At 73.5% G+C, this 20,060-nt stretch carries 18 protein-coding genes; 10 read left to right on the top strand and 8 right to left on the bottom strand.

Annotated features, from left to right (window positions below):
- Positions 1 to 41: 41 nt before the first annotated feature.
- Both HUN59_RS14095 and HUN59_RS14100 read right to left on the bottom strand, forming a co-directional pair.
- The gene (locus HUN59_RS14095; RefSeq protein WP_174778688.1) at positions 42 to 3,305 is read right to left on the bottom strand and encodes a UvrD/REP family DEAD/DEAH box helicase; all 3,264 of its coding nucleotides are present in this window, start codon (positions 3,303 to 3,305) and stop codon (positions 42 to 44) included.
- Positions 3,302 to 6,457: a UrvD/REP family ATP-dependent DNA helicase gene (locus HUN59_RS14100; RefSeq protein WP_174778689.1), complete on the bottom strand. Its 3,156-nt coding sequence runs from the start codon at positions 6,455 to 6,457 to the stop codon at positions 3,302 to 3,304. The genes HUN59_RS14095 and HUN59_RS14100 overlap by 4 nt, the downstream gene beginning before the upstream one ends.
- A gap of 106 nt (positions 6,458 to 6,563) precedes the next feature.
- On the opposite strand from HUN59_RS14100, the gene HUN59_RS14105 reads away from it, so the two are divergent.
- Entirely contained in the window at positions 6,564 to 6,788 is a 225-nt protein-coding gene (locus HUN59_RS14105; protein WP_058741489.1) for a DUF3107 domain-containing protein, read from the top strand.
- A 1-nt stretch (position 6,789) separates the two neighbouring features.
- Entirely contained in the window at positions 6,790 to 7,077 is a 288-nt protein-coding gene (locus HUN59_RS14110; protein ID WP_174778690.1) for a hypothetical protein, read from the top strand.
- A 78-nt stretch (positions 7,078 to 7,155) separates the two neighbouring features.
- Here the strand turns inward: HUN59_RS14110 and HUN59_RS14115 are convergent, their stop codons facing one another.
- Positions 7,156 to 7,872 carry a ferritin-like fold-containing protein gene (locus HUN59_RS14115; protein ID WP_229666750.1) on the bottom strand — a complete coding sequence of 239 codons (717 nt, stop codon included), beginning with the start codon at positions 7,870 to 7,872 and terminating at the stop codon, positions 7,156 to 7,158.
- A gap of 108 nt (positions 7,873 to 7,980) precedes the next feature.
- Here HUN59_RS14115 and HUN59_RS14120 point away from each other — a divergent pair, with 108 nt between their 5' ends.
- Positions 7,981 to 9,462 (top strand): DEAD/DEAH box helicase, encoded by a 1,482-nt coding sequence (locus HUN59_RS14120; RefSeq protein ID WP_174778691.1) that lies wholly within the window; start codon positions 7,981 to 7,983, stop codon positions 9,460 to 9,462.
- A gap of 167 nt (positions 9,463 to 9,629) precedes the next feature.
- Here the strand turns inward: HUN59_RS14120 and HUN59_RS14125 are convergent, their stop codons facing one another.
- Positions 9,630 to 10,502, bottom strand: a complete 873-nt coding sequence (locus tag HUN59_RS14125; RefSeq protein WP_058741484.1) for a PHP domain-containing protein — start codon at positions 10,500 to 10,502, stop codon at positions 9,630 to 9,632.
- A gap of 102 nt (positions 10,503 to 10,604) precedes the next feature.
- On the opposite strand from HUN59_RS14125, the gene HUN59_RS14130 reads away from it, so the two are divergent.
- Complete coding sequence (locus HUN59_RS14130; protein WP_174778692.1) at positions 10,605 to 12,089, top strand: aminopeptidase P family protein; 1,485 nt, start codon at positions 10,605 to 10,607, stop codon at positions 12,087 to 12,089.
- A gap of 9 nt (positions 12,090 to 12,098) precedes the next feature.
- Positions 12,099 to 12,665, top strand: coding sequence for a GNAT family N-acetyltransferase (locus HUN59_RS14135; protein WP_254629893.1), 567 nt, complete (start codon positions 12,099 to 12,101; stop codon positions 12,663 to 12,665).
- Positions 12,666 to 12,686: 21 nt separating this feature from the next.
- Here HUN59_RS14135 and HUN59_RS14140 read toward each other — a convergent pair whose 3' ends face one another.
- Positions 12,687 to 13,604, bottom strand: a complete 918-nt coding sequence (locus tag HUN59_RS14140) for a general stress protein (protein ID WP_174778693.1) — start codon at positions 13,602 to 13,604, stop codon at positions 12,687 to 12,689.
- A 169-nt stretch (positions 13,605 to 13,773) separates the two neighbouring features.
- Here HUN59_RS14140 and HUN59_RS14145 point away from each other — a divergent pair, with 169 nt between their 5' ends.
- The 4 genes from HUN59_RS14145 to HUN59_RS14160 all read left to right on the top strand — a co-directional run bounded on the left by HUN59_RS14145 (position 13,774) and on the right by HUN59_RS14160 (position 17,702).
- A complete protein-coding gene (locus tag HUN59_RS14145; protein WP_174778694.1) occupies positions 13,774 to 15,093 on the top strand; it encodes a magnesium transporter MgtE N-terminal domain-containing protein in 1,320 nt (439 codons plus the stop codon).
- A gap of 34 nt (positions 15,094 to 15,127) precedes the next feature.
- Positions 15,128 to 15,625, top strand: a complete 498-nt coding sequence (locus HUN59_RS14150) for a DUF1003 domain-containing protein (RefSeq protein WP_114849177.1) — start codon at positions 15,128 to 15,130, stop codon at positions 15,623 to 15,625.
- A complete protein-coding gene (locus HUN59_RS14155) occupies positions 15,618 to 16,778 on the top strand; it encodes a P-loop NTPase (RefSeq protein ID WP_174778696.1) in 1,161 nt (386 codons plus the stop codon). Before HUN59_RS14150 ends, HUN59_RS14155 begins: the two co-directional genes overlap by 8 nt.
- Before the next feature lie 72 nt (positions 16,779 to 16,850).
- Positions 16,851 to 17,702 (top strand): class I SAM-dependent methyltransferase, encoded by an 852-nt coding sequence (locus HUN59_RS14160; protein WP_174778697.1) that lies wholly within the window; start codon positions 16,851 to 16,853, stop codon positions 17,700 to 17,702.
- Positions 17,703 to 17,923: 221 nt separating this feature from the next.
- Here HUN59_RS14160 and HUN59_RS14165 read toward each other — a convergent pair whose 3' ends face one another.
- A complete protein-coding gene (locus tag HUN59_RS14165) occupies positions 17,924 to 18,304 on the bottom strand; it encodes a twin-arginine translocase TatA/TatE family subunit (RefSeq protein ID WP_058741480.1) in 381 nt (126 codons plus the stop codon).
- 65 nt (positions 18,305 to 18,369) lie between these two features.
- On the opposite strand from HUN59_RS14165, the gene HUN59_RS14170 reads away from it, so the two are divergent.
- Positions 18,370 to 19,002: an O-methyltransferase gene (locus HUN59_RS14170; protein WP_058741479.1), complete on the top strand. Its 633-nt coding sequence runs from the start codon at positions 18,370 to 18,372 to the stop codon at positions 19,000 to 19,002.
- Here the strand turns inward: HUN59_RS14170 and HUN59_RS14175 are convergent.
- Both HUN59_RS14175 and HUN59_RS14180 read right to left on the bottom strand, forming a co-directional pair.
- Entirely contained in the window at positions 18,999 to 19,742 is a 744-nt protein-coding gene (locus HUN59_RS14175; RefSeq protein ID WP_174778698.1) for an AAA family ATPase, read from the bottom strand. The two genes, HUN59_RS14170 and HUN59_RS14175, sit on opposite strands and share 4 nt — an antisense overlap.
- A gap of 120 nt (positions 19,743 to 19,862) precedes the next feature.
- A complete protein-coding gene (locus tag HUN59_RS14180) occupies positions 19,863 to 20,033 on the bottom strand; it encodes a DUF3117 domain-containing protein (RefSeq protein WP_017887054.1) in 171 nt (56 codons plus the stop codon).
- Positions 20,034 to 20,060: the final 27 nt, after the last annotated feature.

Genomic DNA, 20,060 nt, shown 5'->3' on the forward strand with positions numbered 1-20,060 from the left:
CGCCGCCACGCGCCTCCAGTCCGTCAGCGGGTCGCGCCGGATCAGCCGAGCGCCGCGCGCCAGGCGCGCTCGAGCCCGTCCCGGTCCAGCAGGTCGGTCGGCCGCACCTCGAGGTCGTCCGCGACGAAGTAGAAGACCGCGTCGACCTCGTCGACCGGCCGCCCCGTGAACTCGGCGTAGGCGACACGGTAGAGCGCGAGCTGCAGCTGCCGTGCCGCGAGGTCGTCGGCGCTGGACGGTGCCTTCCCCGTCTTCCAGTCGACGACCTCGGCGCGCCCGTCGATCTCGTACACCGCGTCGAGCTTGCAGACGACGCTGTGCCCGAGGAACGGGAGGTGGATCTCGCGCTCGACCTCGACGGGCACGCGGTCCGCCCAGCGGGACCGGGAGAACGTCTCCTGGAACGTGGCGAGTCGGCGGGCGTCGTCGTCGGTCACCGCTGCGTCCGCATCGGCCGCACCGAGCTCGTCGGGGTCGAGGTCGAGCTCGCCGTCCCAGGCGTCGAGCGTCTCGAGCGATCCACCGCGGGCCACGCGCTGCTCCACCCACTGGTGGAAGAGCGTCCCCAGGCGGGTCGCCCGGTACGGCCGCTCGGGCATCGGTCGTCGCAGCCGCTCCGCGACGCGCTCCGGCTGCGCGAGGTAGTCCTTGAAGCCCGAGGCCGGCACGCGGTGCGGGATCGCGACCGCGTGCCGGGCGGACCGCTGGGCCTGGCGTTCAGCCAGCAGCAGGTCGATGTCCGCGGCGAAGCGGCCGGCCGCTCCCGGGTTGGCGTTCCGGACCCGTTCGGCCGCCGCGACGACCCGCGTCCCCCGGGAACCGAACGGGGCGTGCGGCCAGGACTGGACCGCGCCGTCGGTACCGAGCGGGTCCTCCTCGTGCACCGTGCCGTCCGGGACCGCGTCGGCGTCGACGACCCCGGCCTCGACCAGGTCGCGCAGGTACCGACTCGGCTCCGTCGGCCGGACACCGCCGGCCCAGAACGAGCCCGACACGAGCAGGTCGTGCCGAGCCCGCGTGAGTGCGACGTAGGTGAGCCGGCGCTCCTCGTCCTCGTTGCGTGCAGCGACCTGCTCGCGGTAGGCGTCGATCGCGGCGACGACCTCCTTCTGCGACGCGCGTCCCCGCCAGTCGAGCCGCGGGAGCTCCTCGGCGTCGCCGCGGAACTCGTACGGCAGGCGTCCGAAGCCGAGCCAGCCGGATGATCCCTCCTGCGGCCGGGCCGGCAGCGCGCCCTCGACGAGCCGGGGCACGGCGACCGCGTCCCACTCCAGGCCCTTCGAGCCGTGGATCGTCAGGATCTGGACCGTGCCGGCCTCGGGCTCCTCGGACCGCGGCCCCATGTCGTCGCGCCGGGCGGCCGCGTCGATCCACCCGAGGAACGCCCCGAGGTCCGCGCGGTCGTCGGTCGTCACGAAACCGGCGAGCTCGTCGACGAAGGCGTCCAGGAACGCGCCGCTCCCCTGCTCGTGCGCCGCGACCTCGACGTCGAGCTGCATCTCCTGCACGACGAGCGTGACGAAGTCGACCAGGTCGCCGGCGGCCCGGGCGCGCAGTGCGGCGAGCTGCTGCCCGAGCGCGCGCATCCGGGCCCGGCCCGCCGGACTGATCGCGGCGAGCGCGCCGTGCTCGTCCGGGGCGGTGGCGACGAAGTCCAGGGCGTCGACGATCGACCCGTGCTCGCCGACCGCGACCGACGCCCGGAAGGCCGCCGTCACGTCGTCGTCGAGTCGCTGGTGGGTGTGGTCGCGGCTGAACAGCCAGCGCGCGAGACCGTGCAGCTCCTTGACGTCCGCGGCACCGACACGCCACCGGGCGCCGACGAGCAGGCGGATGAGGTCGTTCCCGGCGGCCGGGTCGTGCAGCACCCGCAGGCAGGCGACCAGGTCGACGATCTCCGGCCGTTGGAGGAGTCCGCCGGTGCCGAGCACGTGGAACGGGACGCGGTGGTCGGCCAGGGCGCCGGTGAACGCGGACAGGTCCTTCCGTGAGCGCAGGAGGAGCGCCATCGAGCCTGCGGGGTCGGCCGCGCGGCGTGCGGCGAACCATCGGGCGACGGCGTCGGCTTCCTCCGGCAGGGTCTCCGGGAAGGCCACGTCGACGGTGCCCGCGTCCGCACCGGGTCGCGGGGCGAGGCGCTCGACGGCGACCTCGGACGCGTCGGACAGCGGCCCGACGACGGCGTTCGCCCCGGCCAGCACGTCCACCGGGTTCCGCCAGCTCGTCGACAGCGCGAAGGTGACGGGGATGGTGTCACCGTCGCCGAAGTCCCGCGGGAAGCGCGCGAGGTTCGCCGCGCTCGCACCGCGGAAGCCGTAGATCGACTGGTGCGGGTCGCCGACCGCCATCACCGGGTGGCCCCGGAACAGCCGGGCGAGGAAGCGCGTCTGCACCACCGAGGTGTCCTGGTACTCGTCGAGCAGGACGACGCGGAACCGGGTGCGCAGGTCCTCGACCACGCGGGGGGCGGACTCGGCGGCAGCGAGGGCGAGCGCGATCTGGTCGGAGAACTCGACGAAGCCGCGGTCGACCTTCTGCCGCCGGAACTCCTCGACCAGCTCGACGAGTGGCTCGAGGGCCCCGACGGCACGCACCGCGTCGGTGACCGCCTTGTACGGGTTGCCGCGGTTGTTGCCCGGCAGCTCGAGCAGGGCGCCGAAGTCGACGGCGAAGCGACGGAGCCGGTCCGGGTCGACCAGGTGCTCGGACACGGCACCGGCGAGGGCGACGACGGCGGCCGTGACGGTGTCGACGTCGCGGTCGAGTCCGGCCAGCCGGTCGTCCCGGGCGGCCACGACGACCCGGCGCGCGAGCTGCCAGGCGGACGGCTCCGTGAGCACCTGGGACTCGCCGTCCCGCCCCACGAGCAGGGCGTTCTCGCGGAACACCGCGTTCGCGAAGGCGTTGTAGGTCGACACGGTCGGCGCCTCGAACGCGTCGCCGGCGTCCAGCAGTCCGACGTCCTCGAGTGCACGGATGCGGTCGTTGATCCGGACCGAGAGCTCTCCGGCGGCCTTGCGGGTGAAGGTCAGTCCGAGGATCTCGGCCGGTCGGACGAAGCCGTTCGCGAGGAGCCAGACGACGCGCGACGCCATCGTCTCGGTCTTGCCGCTGCCGGCGCCCGCGACGACGAGCGCCGGGGCGAGCGGGGACTCGATGACGGCGCGCTGCTGGGCGGTCGGGCGGGGGCGTCCGAGGGCGTCGGCGATGGCGTCCGCGTCGTGCTGAGACGTCCGGGGCGCGCCGACGGTGGGGAGCGCCCCGGCGTCGCTCGTGTCCGTCGTTCCGCTCGTGTCCGTCGTCACCAGGTGACCTCCCCCACCACGTGGATCCGGCACTCGACCCCGGTCCGGGCCTTGGCGCAGTGGTCGTCGACGCGCGCCAGGAACGTCCCGCCGGCCATGCCCCGGGCGACCTCGTGCAGCCGCTCGCGGTACGCCGCACGCGCCTCGTCGTCGAACGCGTGCTGCGTGCGCTCCGAGTAGGCCGAGCCGCTCCGCGGGTTCTGCACGAACACGAGTCGTGCGTCGGCCATCGCGGACCCGGCCGGCACCCCCTCGACCGCGCCGTCCTCGACCGCGAGCTGGTACGCGCCGAGCTGCGGATGCGCGGGCATGTCGTTCTTCTCGCTCGGCATCGAGCGGCCGGTCTTCAGGTCCACCACGCTGACGCGCCCGTCCGGGTCGACCTCGATCCGGTCGATGCTCCCCCGCAGCCGCGCCGGGCCGGTCTCGAGCGCGAAGGACGTCTCCGCGCCGAGCAGTCGACGCCCCGCCCCGGCGAAGGTCCGGAGGTAGTCGCTGAGGCCCTCGATCATCCGACGGGTCCGGGCCCGCTCGCGGTCGGCGACCCACGGTGACTCGAAGGTCAGCTCGCCCCACCGCGCCTCGACCCGTTCCCACAGGGACTCGACGTCGACGGCGGTCGCGTGCTCCATCGTCTCGTGCACGATCGTGCCGATGCCCATCGCCGGACTCGGAGCGCCGCCGCCGAAGGTCTGCACGAACCAGTGCACCGGGCACTCCTCGAACGTGCCGATCCGCGACGGCGACACGGAGACCGCCGGTGCGACCGGCTCGCCGCCCTCGTGCAGGGGTGCCGGCGGGGCGTCGAGGTCGACGAGGGGTTCGTCGGTCGTGGGCTCGGCGAGCCCGTACCAGTCGTCCGGCGAGGCGCCCGGCACCTCGGCCTCGGCGAGCCGGGCGAGGGCCGATGCCGCTTCGGGGTCGCCGGTCGTCACGACCCGTCGCCGCAGCGACCCGGCGAGCCCGCGGAGCGAGAGCGGGTGCGCGGCGGGCTGGCGGTCGGGCGGCACCGGGACGAGCCGGACGAAGGGCGACGGCGCCTCGTCGTCGTTCGCGACCGTGCCGACGACGACCTGGGTGGTGGCGCGGGACACCGCACGGGCGAAGAGCCGCAGCTCGTCGGCGACCACGGCGGCACGGTCGTCGACGGGACCGTGGGCGATCCCGTTCGCGGCGCGCACGAGCCCGTCCGGGTCGAGCAGGCTGCCCCGGACGCGGGTGTTCGGCCAGACGCCGTCCTGCAGCCCGAGGACCACCACGATGTCGCACTCGAGCCCGATCGTCGCGGACGGGGTCAGCACGCGGACCCGCCCGGCGGTCCGGTCGGGTCCGATCGAGTCCTCGGGCAGGTCCGCGCCCAGCAGGTCGTCGACGAAGACGCGTGCCGGGGCGTCCGGCGTCCGTTCGACGAAGCGCTTCGCGGCGGTGAAGAGCCCGACCACGGCGTCCAGGTGCCGGTCGGCCTCGGCCGCACCGGCACCGCCCGCCGCCGACTGTCCTCCCCAGACCCCGGCCAGCCCGCTGCGCTCCCACAGTCCCCAGAGGATCTCCTCGATGCTCGCCCCGCCGTCCGCGTCGGCACGCGCCTGCACCAGGCTGCGGGCCAGACGGGTGGCGCGACGGGCGAACCCGGCGTCCACGGTCGCGAGCCGCTCCGGCGCCCCGAGCGCCTCGACGAGGAGCTCGTCCGCCGTCCGGGTCCCGCCACCGGCGAGTTCCTCGCGGCGCAGGGCGAGTCGGAGTCGGCGCATCGCGAGGGTGTCGAGTCCGCCGAGCGGTCCCGTGGCGAACGCGGTGGCCAGGTCGGCGTCGAGCGGCAGGACGTCGAGCGACACCGCGGCCGCGTCGAGGAGCGCACGCGCGGCGGAGTCGTCGCGGGGTCGGACCGGAGCGGCACCGGCGGTGGCCGGGACCTCGGCGACGGAGAGCGCACGGACGAGCTCGGGGATCGCCGCACCGCTGCGGGTGACGACGGCCATCCGGTGCCACGGCACCCCGTCGAGCAGGCGGTGTTCACGGAGGCGTCGGGCCACGGCGACGACGAGCGCCGACCGGCTGCCCGCCTCGAGGTGCAGCACCGCGTCGGAGCGGGCGTCGGTGGTCGACGCGGTGGCCGTCCGCTGGCGACCGGCCGCCGCGGCCCCGATGCGGCCCGTCACGGCGCCGACGAGCTCACGGATCGGAGCCGGGTGCCGGTGCACGGTCCCGAGGACGATCTCCTCGACCCGGGGCACACCGAGGCGCACCGCGAGCCGACCGAGCACGTCCGGCTCAGCACCGCGGAACGCCGAGGACGCGATGTCCGGGTCGCCGAACGCGACGACCTGGGTGCCGGACCGGGCGAGCGCGCCGAGCAGTGCGACCTCGCCCTCGACCAGCTCCTGCGTGTCGTCCACCACCACGAGCCGCAGTGCCGCGACGCTCGGTGGGACCTGCCCGCGGAGCACCGCGGCGGTGGCGTAGGCGACGAGCTCCGCCGCGTCGAGCGAGGTCGAGCGGAACGCGGTGAGCGCTGCGCGGTACTCATCGACGAAGTCCCCGACCGCACGCCACTCGGGTCGGCCGGCCTCGTCCCCGAGCTCCCGCATGTCCTCGGGCTCGATGCCGGCTGCCACCGCACGCATCATCACGTCCCGGAGCGCCGTCCGGAACCCGGCGCGCTCGCGGACGACCGCGGTGATCGGCTCCGGCCACGCGGGCCCGGTGCCGTCGGCGTCGTGCCCGGCGAGCAGGTCACCGATGATCCGGTCCTGCTCGCCACCGGTCAGGAGCGTCGGCGCGTCCTGACCCTGGGCGGCGGCCGCGTGCGCGACGACCTGGAAGGCGAGCGAGTTCACCGTGCGCGCGAGGGCTCCGGGGACCACCCGGTCGACCGTGGCGGCCAGTCGGTCCCGCAGGGCCGTGGCGGCGGTGCGCGCCGACGTCAGTGCGACGACCGTGGCGTGGCCGTCCGACGAGACCGCGTCCGACCGGTTCATGCGCCGAGCGACGAGCCGGGCGAGCGTCGTGGTCTTCCCGGTCCCCGGCGCACCGAGGACCGCGGCGTGGACCCCGTCCGGCAGCGCGAGGACGGCGTCCTGCGCCGGGTCCGCCCCGAGCGGCTGGACGACGTCGGTGTCGTCTGGCGTGGTCGTCAGCAGGGTCCGGGGCACGGCCACACGCTACCGAGCACGGCCGACAGCCACGGTCCCCGCGCCCGCGCGTGCGCCCGCGGCGAACGGTCGATCCGGCCCGGGGACGCATGGGTACGCTGAGCACGTGGACATCAAGATCGGCATCATCAACAGCCCGCGCGAGATCGCGTTCGAGACCGCCCAGACCGCCGAGGAGATCGAGCAGGCCGTCGCACAGGCCCTGGAGTCGCAGTCGACGCACCTGTCGCTCAAGGACGAGAAGGGCCGTCGCTTCATCGTGCCGGTCGCCTCGCTGGCCTACGTCGAGGTCGGCGCCGAGGAGTCGCGCCGCATCGGCTTCGTCGCCTGACGTGGAACTGCTCTTCGCCGTGCTCGGCGGCCTCATCCTCGGGGCCGTCGCGCACGTCGTGGTGCCGTGGCGGTCGACGCGCGGCGTGCTGCTCGGCCCGGTCGTCGGCGGCGTCGCGGCCGCGGTCGTCTGGGAAGCCCTGACCTGGGCCGGCTGGCGCTACGACGGCACCTGGATCTGGGTCGTCGCCCTCGTCGGTGCGCTGCTCGTGGCCGTCGTCGCCGAGTGGGTGCTGGGCCGACGCCGCTCCGCAGCCGACGACACGTACTTCGAGCACGCCAAGGCCTGAGCGCACGACCACAGCGGCCGACCAGGCCGACGGCGACCGGCCAGGCAAGCAACGCTCGACCAGGCCGCGAGCGCCCGACTAGGCCGTCAGCCCGAGCGCGTCCATCCGACGCGTGTGCGCCGCGATGAGCTCGGTCCACACCGGCTCGAGCCGGGCCTGGTCCTGCCGGGCGTGCGACGCGAGCGCGGACCGCGCCACGAGCAGCGTGTCCCCGACCAGGCGACGACCCCACATCGCGAGCCGCGAGCCGACACGGGGGTCCTGCTCGATGTGCGCCGCGAGCTCGTCGACGACCGCGCGCTCCTCGCGCCCGTCGTACACGGAGCGCAGGCGCTGCCGCACGTCCAGGGGCAGGGAGCGGAGCAGGCTGCTGAACAGGTCGTTGAGGATGCCCGCGGTCACGTACCCGGTGAGCATCGACTCGTACCAGTCCGCCCCGCTCGTGCGGAGCAGGAAGCGGTCGATCGCGGCGCGGTGCGGCTCCATCAGCGCAGCCGGGTCGCCGCCGGACCGCTCGATCTCGGCGACGAGGGTACGGTGCCGGTCGAGGGCGGCCGTGGCGAGCACGCCGGTCACCAGGCGGCCGGACATCGTCGGCGCAGCGGCACCGGCACGGCCCATCGTCTCGTACAGCGAGAGCTGCAGGTAGGCGGCCTGCCCGAGGAAGACGTCGAGCTCGGGGCTGACGTCGTCGAGCTGCAGCCGTTCGACGGGCGAGGCGCCCCGCGGGTTGCGCGACGCGAGCCACGCGGCGGCGAGCTGCGCAGCGCGCTTCCGGTTCCACCACGACACCACGGACACAGCATACGGGCCGGTCAGTCGTGCTCCGGACGCCCGTGGACCGGGGCGGGCCGACCTCGCCGGTAGACTGACCGGGACTCCCACCAGGACCAAGGTGATCCATTGACTTTCGCAGACCTCTCCATCGAGCAGGACATCGTCGACGCGCTCGCGACGAAGGGCATCAGCGAGCCCTTCCCGATCCAGCAGCAGACGATCCCGCTCGCCCTCACCGGCCAGGACATCATCGGCCAGGCCAAGACCGGTACCGGCAAGACCTTCGGCTTCGGCCTCCCGCTCATCCAGCGCCTCGGGGCCGACCCCGCGCCCGGCGTCAAGGCGCTCGTCGTCGTCCCGACGCGTGAACTCGCGGTGCAGGTGACCGAGGACCTCGAACTCGCCACCTCGAACCGCCCGACCACGATCGTCTCGATCTACGGCGGCAAGGCGTACGAGGGCCAGATCGAGCAGCTCAAGGCCGGTGCCCAGATCGTCGTCGGCACCCCGGGTCGCCTGATCGACCTGCAGCGCCAGCGCCTGCTCGACCTCTCCCACGTGCAGGAGGTCGTCCTCGACGAGGCCGACCGCATGCTCGACCTCGGCTTCCTGTCCGACATCGAGCGGATCTTCCAGGCCGTCCCCGCCGTGCGTCACACGATGCTGTTCTCGGCGACCATGCCGGCGCCGATCGTCGCGCTCGCCCGCCGCTTCATGTCCCGCCCGGTGCACATCCGCGCGACGGACCCGGACGAGGGCCTGACGCAGGCGAACATCAAGCACGTCATCTACCGCGCGCACTCGCTCGACAAGGACGAGGTCATCGCCCGCATCCTGCAGGCCGAGGGTCGCGGCAAGACCGTCATCTTCACGCGCACGAAGCGCGCCGCTGCGAAGCTCGTCGAGGAGCTGAAGGACCGCGGCTTCAACGCTGCCGCCGTGCACGGTGACCTCAACCAGGAGCAGCGCGAGCGCGCGATGGCCGCCTTCAAGGCCGGCAAGCGCGACGTGCTCATCGCGACGGACGTCGCCGCCCGCGGCATCGACGTCGACGACGTCACGCACGTCATCAACCACACGATCCCGGACGACCCGGACACGTACCTGCACCGCGCCGGGCGCACCGGCCGTGCCGGCAAGACCGGCATCGCGGTCACGTTCGTCGACTGGGACGACCTGCACAAGTGGACGCTCATCGACAAGGCGCTCGAGTTCGGCATCCCCGAGCCCGTCGAGACCTACTCGTCGTCCCCGCACCTGTTCACCGACCTGGACATCCCGGCCGGCACGAAGGGTCGCCTCCCCGGGGCGTCCTCGCACGCCGCCGCTGCCGGTTCCGGCGAGCAGCGCCGCTCCGACAAGCCCGCCGGTGAGCGCAGCGGCTCGCGTTCGCGGTCCCGCACCCGGACTGGAGGCACGCAGCAGTCCGCCCCGCGCGCCACGTCCTCGGATGCGCCGGCCCCGACCACCGAGGCGTCGCAGCCCGCCGGCGAGGGCAGCTCGACCGACGGCGCCGCGAAGCGTCGTCGCCGTCGCCGTCGCCGCAGTGGCGGCGCCGGGTCCGAGGCGACCGCCTCGGCACCGCAGGCAGCCGGCGAGGGCGAGTAGCGCCTCCCGTCCGCAAGGCCCCGTCGCTGACGCGACGGGGCCTTCGTCGTCCCCGCCCACCTGCCGCCCCACCGTGGAGCAGGAACGGTCGGGCGGCGCGCGTCGACCCGACGACGACTGCTCCGTCGACGGGGCGGGCGCCACCCTGCGACGCTGGGCGGGCGGCGTCAGGCCAGGCGGGAACCCGGGCCGTGCACCGGCGCACTGCCGGTCGCCTGGGACACGATCGCGTCGAACGCGACGCGGGCCGTGCGGTGCTCGCCGAGGCGGTTCGGCTTGCCGGTGCCGTGGTAGTCGCTCGACCCGGTGACGAACAGGTCGTGGCGGGCTGCCCAGTCGAGCAGGGTGCGCTTGCCGTGGGACTGGTTCTCGCGGTGGTCGACCTCGAGGCCGCCGAGCCCGGCGTCGACGAGCTCGCGGAGCATCGGCTCGTCGATGACGATCCCGCGGGAGGACGCCGCCGGGTGCGCGATGACGGGCACACCGCCCGCGGCGCGGATGAGCGCGACCCCGTGCAGCGGTGACGGTGCGTCGTGCGGTTCGTAGTACCCGGACGCCGGGTGCAGGATGCCGCGGAAGGCCGCGCTCCGGTCGGACTCGAGCCCGGCGGCGACGAGCGCGTCCGCGATGTGCGGGCGGCCGATCGTGGCGCCGTCGGTGGACTGCGCGATCACGTCGTCCCAGGTGATCGGGTGGTCCTGGCCGATCCGGTCGACCATGCGGCGGGCGCGGGCGAACCGTCCCTCGCGGATGCGGGTCGTCTCCGCGACGAGTCCGGGATCGGTCGGGTCGACGAGGTACCCGAGCACGTGGACGCTGCGGTACCCGACCCGGGTGCTCAGCTCGAGCCCGGGCAGCAGGGTCATCGGCAGCGCGGCGACGGCGGCGATCGCCTCGTCCCAGCCGGCCGTGGTGTCGTGGTCCGTCAGGGCGACGCCGTCGAGCCCGGCCGCGGCGGCTGCGGCGACGAGCTCCGCGGGCCGCTCGGTGCCGTCGGACACGCTCGAGTGGGCGTGCAGGTCGATGAACGGATCGGGCACCCGTTCATCGTACCGACACGTGAACGGCCGTTCAGGCCGCGGACCCAGGTCGTCGCCGGACCGGGTCGGTGCGGCCGCGGGGTCGGTGCGATGATGGGACGCATGGCCGACACGACTCCCCGCGCGACGAGCAACCGTTCCACGACCCCCGGGTCCTCGACGTTCAAGGACCACATCGCGTCGCAGTGGGCCGACCGGGAGCGCCCCCTGCCGGAGCCGCGCGAGCAGGCCGCGTTCGCCGCCGAACGTCGCGCCCGGATCTCCGAGCTGCATCCCGGCCGCACGATCGTGGTCCCGGCCGGCCAGGCGAAGGTCCGGTCGAACGACTGCGACTACCCGTTCCGCCCGCACTCGACCTTCGCGCACCTGACCGGCTGGGGCACCGACACCGTCGTCGGCTCCGTCCTCGTGCTGACGCCGAACGGCTCCGGGCACGACGCCACGCTGTACTTCCGCGCGACGGCCGGCCGCGACTCCGAGGAGTTCTACGCGAACCCGGAGATCGGCGAGTTCTGGGTCGGCCCGCGTCCGTCCCTCGACGAGGTCGCGGCGGACCTCGGCATCGCGACGGCCGACCTCGGCGAGTTCGACGCCGTCGCGCAGGACCTCGACGCCACGGTCCTCGTCGTGCGCGACGCGGACGACGAGCTCACCCGGTCGCTCGACGCCCGGCTCGGCACCGCGGTCGGCGGCGCCCCGGAGACCGACGCCGCCCCCGCCACCGACGACGTGCTGTCCCGCGACCTGTCCGAGCTCCGTCTCGTGAAGGACGCCTACGAGGTCCGGGAGCTCCGGAAGGCCGTGCAGGCCACGAAGTCCGGCTTCGACGACGTCATCGGTGACTTCGACGCCGTGCTCGAGCACCCCCGCGGTGAGCGCATCGTCGAGGGCACGTTCAACCGCCGCGCCCGCGCCGACGGCAACACGGTCGGCTACGACACGATCGCCGCGTCCGGGCACCACGCCTGCATCCTGCACTGGACCCGCAACGACGGCGCCGTGCAGCCGGGCGACCTCATCCTCATCGACGCCGGGGTCGAGGTCGACTCGTTCTACACGGCCGACATCACCCGCACCCTCCCGGTCTCCGGGACCTTCACCGACGTGCAGCGGATGGTCTACGAGGCCGTGCTCGAAGCCGCCGACGCCGCGTTCGCGATCGTCAAGCCGGGCATCACGTTCCGCGAGGTGCACGCCACGGCCATGGAGGTCATCGCGCGGAAGACCGCCGAGTGGGGCTTCCTGCCGGGCACGGCGGAGGAGTCGCTGCAGCCCGACAACCAGTTCCACCGCCGCTACATGGTGCACGGCACGAGCCACCACCTCGGCCTGGACGTGCACGACTGCGCGAAGGCCCGCCGCGAGATGTACCTGGACGGCACCGTCCAGGCCGGCATGGTGTTCACGATCGAGCCCGGCCTGTACTTCCAGCAGGACGACCTGACCGTCCCGGAGGAGTTCCGCGGCATCGGCGTCCGCATCGAGGACGACGTCCTGGTGACCGAGGACGGCGCCGAGAACCTGTCCGTCGGCATCCCCCGGACCCCCTCGGAAGTGGAGGGGTGGATCGCCCGCTCCGGCCGCTAGCCTGAGCGGGTGACCACGCCCCCGACCACGCCGTCGCAGACCACGTCGACGCCGTCGCAGACCACGCCGTCGCAGACCACACCGGCGCAGACCACGCCGGCGCAGCAGACCGTCCCGACCACGGACCAGCTCGCGATCGACGTCGAGCACTTCGACTCCCCCGACGCCCAGCGCCTGCGTGCCGCGCAGCGCCTGGAGATCGACCGGGCGTACGGCGGCGACACCGAGCCGGGCGAGAAGCCGACGGCGGACTCGATCGCGGTGTTCTTCCTCGCGCGGGACGCCGACGGCACCCCGCTCGGCTGCGGCGGCCTGCGGATCGTGCAGGACGGCATCACCGAGATCAAGCGCATGTACGTGCGTCCGGAGTCCCGGGGCGCGGGCGTCTCGTCGGCGATCCTCCGCCGGCTCGAAGAGGCCGCGATCGACCTCGGGTCCCCGGCGCTCGTGCTCGAGACCGGCGACGAGCAGAAGCGCGCGATCGGGTTCTACGAGCGCGAGGGCTTCACCCGGATCGCGAACTTCGGTCCCTACGTCGGTGCCGCGCGGTCGATCTGCTACTCGAAGGTCCTGTAGGACCGACGGCCGGGGAGCGGCTCAGGCCCGGTCGTCGCGCCGATCTGCGTCGCGCTGCTGAGCCTCGTCCTGCCCGGGAGCAGAACGCGGCGCGTCCGGCTGGGCCGGGACGGTCGGCGTCTGGCCGGACACCCGCTCGCCGTACTGCGGCGGCTCGTCCGGACGCGCGTTCGGCACCCGGGGGTCGACGGCCGGCGGACGCTGCTGCGCGGTCTCCGGCGTCTCGCCGTAGCGGGGACCGTCGTTCGTGCCGTAGCGCGGCGCATCCGTCTGCGGAGCGGGAGTCGACGCACTCGGCTGCTGCGCGCCTCCCGGCTGGTGCGGCGTGGCGTGGCCACCGTAGGGCGACCCCTGGGACGGACCCGGACGCCACGGCTGCTGGCCCTGGAAGGGCCGCGCCTGCGTGCCGGGCGCACCCGGCTGCGGAGCGTCGTTCCAGTGCGTCGACGGGGCCAGCCCGTGCTGGCCGAGGATCCGCTGCGCCTGACCGGTCAGCTGCGGGTCGACGACGATCTGGTAGTTCGTGGCGAGCACCTGGTGCACGCTCGTGAAGTCGCGCTGCCGCTTCGTGATCGCGAACGACACGATGCCGTAGAGCATGCCGAACGCCGCACCGATGATCGCGGCGGCGATGATCAGGCCACCGGCGCTCGGCGAGAACAGCGTCAGGACGATGCCGAAGAAGATGCCGAGCCAGAGACCGGACAGCGCACCGGCGACGGCGGCGCGGCCGTACGTCATCTTGCCGGTGACGCGTTCGACGGTCTTGAGGTCGTTGCCCACGATCGCGATCTTCGCGACCGGGAAGTCGGCCTCGGCGAGCTTGGCCACCACGCGCTGTGCGTCGGGGTAGCTGTCGTAGGTCCCGAGGACGTCGCCACGCGGGAGCGTGGGGAAGGCCTGGGCGGTGCGTCCGGCGAACGGGCTCTGGTTGCTCACCCAGCCATCATCCACCGGACACCTTGCGATCGCACGTACGCCTCCCGGGAGATCCCCGGCCGCGAGCGCGCGACGGGGCACCGCTCGGGCGACCGGCACATCTGTACCCGCTCAGGCGCGGCCGATCCGCTGCCCGGTCCGCGGGGAGCCGAGCGACTACGCTGGACGGGTGAGCGCCACGAAGGTCTTCGTCGCCCGCCTCGCCGGGTGCTCCGTCTTCGACCCCGCGGGCGACCGCGTGGGCCGCGTCCGGGACGTCCTGGTCGTCTACCGTCGCGTCGACCCTCCCCATGTGGTCGGGCTCATCGTCGAGGTCCCCGGCAAGCGCCGCATCTTCGTGAGCATCGGGCGGATCACCTCGATCGGCGCGGGGCAGGTCATCACGACCGGGCTCGTCAACATGCGTCGCTTCGAGCAGCGCGGCGGCGAGGTCCGGGTGATCGCCGAGATGCTCGGCCGCAAGGTCCTCATCAAGAAGGAGCGCACCCGCGCCACGATCGAGGACGTCGCGATCGAGGACCGTGGGCAGGGCGACTGGGAGGTGTCGCAGCTCTTCCTCCGCAAACCGAAGACCACGCCGTCGCCGTTCGGCAAGGGGCCGACGACCTTCGCCACATGGAACGAGGTCACCGAGGACGAGCTCCCCGGCGAGGCCCAGTCCGCCGAGCACGTCATCGCCGCGTACTCCGACCTGCTGCCGGCCGACCTCGCGTCGACGCTGCTCGACCTACCCGAGGAGCGGCGGTTCGAGGTGGCCGAGGAGCTCCCCGACGACCGACTGGCCGACGTGCTCGAGGAGATGCCCGACCAGGAGCGCATCGACATCCTGACCCGGCTCGAGGACGCCCGCGCCGCCGACGTCCTCGACCAGATGCAGCCCGACGACGCCGCCGACGTGCTGGCGCAGTTCCCCGACGACCGGAGCGAGGCCCTGCTGCAGCTCATGGAGCCGGAGGAGGCGCAGGACGTCCGCATGCTCCTGGAGTACGAGCCGGACACCGCCGGTGGCCTCATGACCACCGAGCCGGTGATCGTCTCCGCCGACGCGACCGTGGCCGAGGGTCTCGCGCTCATCCGTCGGCACGAGCTCGCCCCGGCCCTCGGAGCGAGCGTCTGCGTGACGCTCCCCCCGTACGAGCCGCCGACCGGCCGGTTCCTCGGGCTCGTGCACTTCCAGCGCATGCTCCGCTACCCGCCGAACGAGCGCCTCGGCACGCTCATCGACCAGCAGACCGAACCGGTGCGCGTCGACGCGAGCGCCGCCGAGGTCACGCGGGTGATGGCGACCTACAACCTCGTGTCCGTCCCCGTGGTCGACGACGCCCACCGTCTGGTCGGGGTGGTGACGATCGACGACGTCCTCGACCACGTCCTGCCGGACGACTGGCGAAGTCATGGCGAGGGAGACTCCCCCTCGCGACTCCGCCAACGCCCGCGCAAGACGCCCGTGACCACGGGAAGGAGGACCACTCGTGGCCCGAACGGATGACTCCCGCCAGGAGCGCCTGGACTCGCCGAAGGGCATGCGCACGCGCGTGCTCCCGACCCGCCGCCGTGGCCGAGGCGACACCTTCGGTCGTGCGACCGAGGGCATCGCCCGCGCGATGGGCACGCCCTGGTTCCTCGTCGGCCTGACGCTGTTCTGTGCCGTCTGGATGATCTACAACTCGGTCGCCCCGGCGAACTGGCAGTTCGACTCGGCCTCGATCGGATTCACGGCCCTGACGCTCGTGCTGTCCCTGCAGGCGTCGTACGCGGCGCCGCTCATCCTGCTCGCGCAGAACCGGCAGGACGACCGCGACCGGGTGCAGTTCGAGCAGGACCGGCAGCGCGCCGAGCGGAACCTGGCGGACACCGAGTACCTCGCCCGCGAGGTCGTCGCCCTCCGCCTGGCGATGCGGGAGATGGCGTCGAAGGACTTCATCCGCGCCGAGATCCGCTCGCTGCTCGAGGAGCTCGACCGACGCGACGCCGCAGAGGCCTTCGACGACGAGGCGGGGAGCGCCCGGACCCGTGGCTGACCCCCAGCAGCCGGACGAGCGTCTGGGTGCAGCGGTCCTCGCTGCGCTCGGCCGCGTGCTCGACCCGGAGATCCGTCGGCCCGTCACGGAGCTCGACATGATCCGCGGGGTCGACGTGCAGCCGGAGGGCTCTGTGCGCGTCGACCTGCAGCTCACGATCGTGGGGTGCCCGGCCGCCGACACGATCGAACGCGACGTGCGCGCCGCCGCCGGTTCGGTGGACGGCGTGCGGCACGTCGACGTCGACGTCACCGTGATGAGTCCGGCGACCCGGGCCGCGCTCACCGAACGGCTCCGCGGCGACCGCCCGCGCGGCGTGCAGTTCACCCCGGACTCGCTGACCCGGGTGATCGCCGTGACGAGCGGCAAGGGCGGCGTCGGCAAGTCCACCGTGACCGTCAACCTCGCCGCGGCCCTCGCCGCCGCCGGGCAGCGGGTCGGGATCGTCGACGTCGACGTGCACGGGTTCAGCGTCCCCGGGCTGATGGGCCTGACGGACGCGAACGGCGTCGCGCCCCGGCCGACCCGAGTGGACAGCATGATCCTGCCGCCGGTCGCGCACGACGTGAAGGTCGTCTCGATCGGGATGTTCGTCGACGACGTCTCCACCGCGGTGTCTTGGCGCGGACCGATGCTGCACCGCACGGTCGCGCAGTTCCTGACCGACGTGTGGTTCGGCGACCTCGACGTGCTCCTGCTCGACCTGCCGCCGGGAACCGGGGACGTCGCGATCTCGGTCGGGCAGCTGCTCCCCCACGCCGAGGTGCTCGTCGTGACCACGCCGCAGGCGGCCGCGGCCGACGTCGCCGAGCGCAGCGGGGTGGTGGCGCGCCAGACCGGGCAGCGGGTGATCGGCGTCGTCGAGAACATGGCCGGGCTCGTCCAGCCGGACGGCAGCGTGCTGCACCTGTTCGGCGAGGGCGGGGGCGACGAGACCGCCGCACGGCTGTCGCGCGGCCAGGACGTCCCCGTGCCGGTGCTCGGTCGCGTGCCGCTGTCGGTGCCCCTCCGCGAGGGCGGCGACACCGGCCTGCCGGTCGTCCTGGGCGCCCCCGAGGACCCCGCGGCGGTCGCCCTGCGGGACATCGCGGCGACGATCGCGACGATGGGCCGCGGGCTGGCCGGCCGGAAGCTCGGGCTCTCGCTGTCCTGACCGACGGCGAGCGGCGAACCGCGGACGACCGAGCGGAGGACGGCAGACGAACGGTTCGCTAGCGTGGCGGGCATGAGCAACACCGACCACGTCACCGTCGACTGGGACGCCGCCCGCGACACCAACCGCGCGAACTGGGACGACCGGGTGCCCATCCACGAGGGCGCCTACGACGTCGCCGCCCTCGACGACCCCGCGCACCGCTCCGACGTCGTGCGCGACGACCTGCCGGTCCTCAGCAGGTGGCTGCCGTCCGGCTCGCTCGACGGGCTGGACGTCTGCCACCTGCAGTGCCACATCGGCACCGACACCGTCTCGCTCGCCCGAGAGGGCGCCCGCGTCACCGGCGTGGACTTCTCGGCCCCGGCACTCGCCTCCGGCGCTGCGCTCGCGGAGCGGCTCGGCCTCGACGTCACGTGGGTGGAGACCGACGTGCTCGACGCCCGCGCCGCCGTGGTCGGCGACTTCGACGTCGTCTACACGAGCATCGGGACGATCTGCTGGCTCGCCGACCTGGACCGCTGGGCTGCGCAGGTCGCAGCGCTCCTGCGGCCGGGCGGGGTGTTCTTCATCCGTGACGGGCACCCGGCGCTGTACGCGCTCGACGAGAGCGCCCCGGAGCTGGTGACACGGTACCGGTACTTCCCGGACGGCACGGCCCAGCAGTGGGAGGACGCGGGCACCTACGCCGGCGAGGGCACCGTCGCGCACACCCGCACGTACGAGTGGCCGCACCCGCTGTCCGAGGTCGTGAACGCCCTGCTCGGCGCCGGGCTCCGCCTGCGGATGCTCGACGAGGGACGCACCCTGCCCTGGCGCTTCAGCCCCCGGATGGAGGAGGACGGGCACGGCTCGTGGGTCTGGCCGGCCGAGGACCGCGACCGCCTGCCCACCACGTTCACGGTCGTCGCCACCAAGGACTGACCGCGTCGGAGACCGTTCCGCGCATCAGAGGCCGATCTGCGCGTCGGGGGCCGATCCGCGCGTGGGGTGCCGTTCCTTCCGCCCTCCAATGCGCGGATCGGCATCCCAGGACGGTTGCGATGGGCTCGAAGGACCGGCCCGGCGCGACCCACGGACGGACGGGAGGCGCGGCGCCAGCCGGCACCGTGCCTCCCGTCCGTCACCGGGTCACGGAACGGGCGTCAGGTCGCCTCCGCGTCGAAGGGTGCCGCCTCGCCCGCGGCGAGCGGCACCACCGGTGCCGTCGCGCGCACCTTCGACGCGGTGACCTGCGCGGTCTCGACCGCAGCCATGCCGCTCGCGGTGCTGGACGGGGAGTCGAGGAGGGCGTCGCGGATGATGCGACGCGGGTCGTACTGCCGGGGGTCGAGCTTCTGCCAGTCGACGTCGTCGAACTCGGGGCCCATCTCCTCCCGCATGCGGTCCTTCGCGGTGTCCGCGAACCGGCGCACCGCCTTGACGAACTCGGCGAGCTTCTGCGCGTACATCGGCAGGCGCTGCGGACCGAGGAGCAGCACCGCGATGATCCCGATGATCAGGATCTTGTTGAAGTCGATGGACACGCAAACGAGCGTAACCCGTCCCCACTGCGCCGCACCCGTAGAGTTGTCCTCCGAACGGAGTGTGCGTGTCAGAGAAAGAGTCGAACTGGAAGTTCGCCGAGGACATCGTCTCGGAACCCGAGGTGATCGCCCGAGCGCGTGAGCACTCCCTGGAGCTCGGGGTCGAGGCGATCTCGCCCGCCATCGGCGCCCAGATCGCCGTGGTCGCCGCCGCGTCGCGCGCCACGAGCATCATCGAGATCGGCACCGGGCTCGGGGTGTCCGGTCTCTGGCTGCTGAGCGGTGCGCCCGAGGCCACGCTCACGACGATCGACGTCGAGGTCGACCACCAGCAGTACGCCCGCGACGCCTACATCGCCGCCGGTACCGCCCCCGCTCGCGTCCGGCTCATCCCCGGTCGGGCGAACCAGGTCCTGCCCCGCATGAACGAGGCGTCGTACGACCTCGTGCTCGTGGACGCCGACCCGGAGCACGTCATCGAGTACGTCGAGCACGGGCTGCGGCTCGCCCGGGTCGGGGGGACGGTCCTCGTGCCGCACGCCCTGTGGCGCGGTCGGGTGGCGGACCCGGTGCGTCGGGACCGCGCGACCACGGACTTCCGACTGCTCCTGACCGAGGTGTCGACGTCCGGGGCCGTGCGGAGCGCGCTCTCGCCCGCCGGCGACGGCCTGCTGCAGATGACGAAGGTCAGCGCCTAGGGACCGTCCCGGCCGCCCGCGTCCAGGTGGCGCAGGTACCGCTCCGGCGCCGCGAGGAACGCCCGCTGGTCGCGGACCAGGTCAAGGTCCTGCCACGCCGTCCGGCGGATCCCCCACGGGCCGACCTCGTGGACGGCGGCGCCCGGGAACGCCGCGAGCACCGGCGAGTGGGTGGACAGGAGCACCTGCCCGCGACCGGTCTCGACGATGGACTGCAGCAGCCCGATGAGCGCGAGGCACCCGGAGAACGACAGCGCGGACTCCGGTTCGTCGAGGATCCACAGCCCGGGCCACTGCGACCGGTCGATCACGAAGTCGAGGAACGACTCCCCGTGGCTCCGCTCGTGGAACACCGGTTCCGGCCGACCACCGCCGTGCTGCTCGAGGTACGTGAACACCCCGTGCATGGTCTCCGCGCGCAGGAAGAACCCGCTCTTGGCCGCACCGGGCTCGCGCACGAGGACGAGGTGCTCCCACAGCTGCGACTCGCTCGGGCGGGTGCTGTGACCGGACATCGTCGAGCCGCCCTCCGGTCCCATCCCGAACGCGATCGCGATCGCCTCGACCAGGGTGGACTTGCCGACGCCGTTGTCGCCGACGAACACGGTCACCGGGTCCAGGTCGAACCCGTCGTCGAGCAGCTGCCGGACGGGCGCGAGCGTGGCGGGCCAGGCGTCGCGCGGGAGCGGGTCGGGCGCGTACTCCTCGACGCGGCGGATCGGCAGGCGGGTGCGGGGCACGGCACCATCCTGGCGGGCAGCACCGACAGGCGCAGGGGCGCACGGGTCCGGCCGGCCGCGCGCGCAGGAGGCCCGGAGCGTACGCGCTCCGGGCCTCCTGTCGGTGGTGCTTCGACGGAACTACGCCGAGACGACCTCGGCGAGTGCGTCGTGGAGTTCCTTGGCCTCGGCGTCGTTGACCGAGACCACCAGGCGGCCTCCACCTTCGAGCGGAACCCGCACGATGATGAGTCGACCCTCCTTGACAGCCTCCATCGGCCCGTCACCGGTCCTCGGCTTCATCGCTGCCATCAGATGTCCCCTTTCGTGCAGAAGATG

The sequence above is a fragment of the Curtobacterium sp. Csp2 genome, from assembly GCF_013347165.1.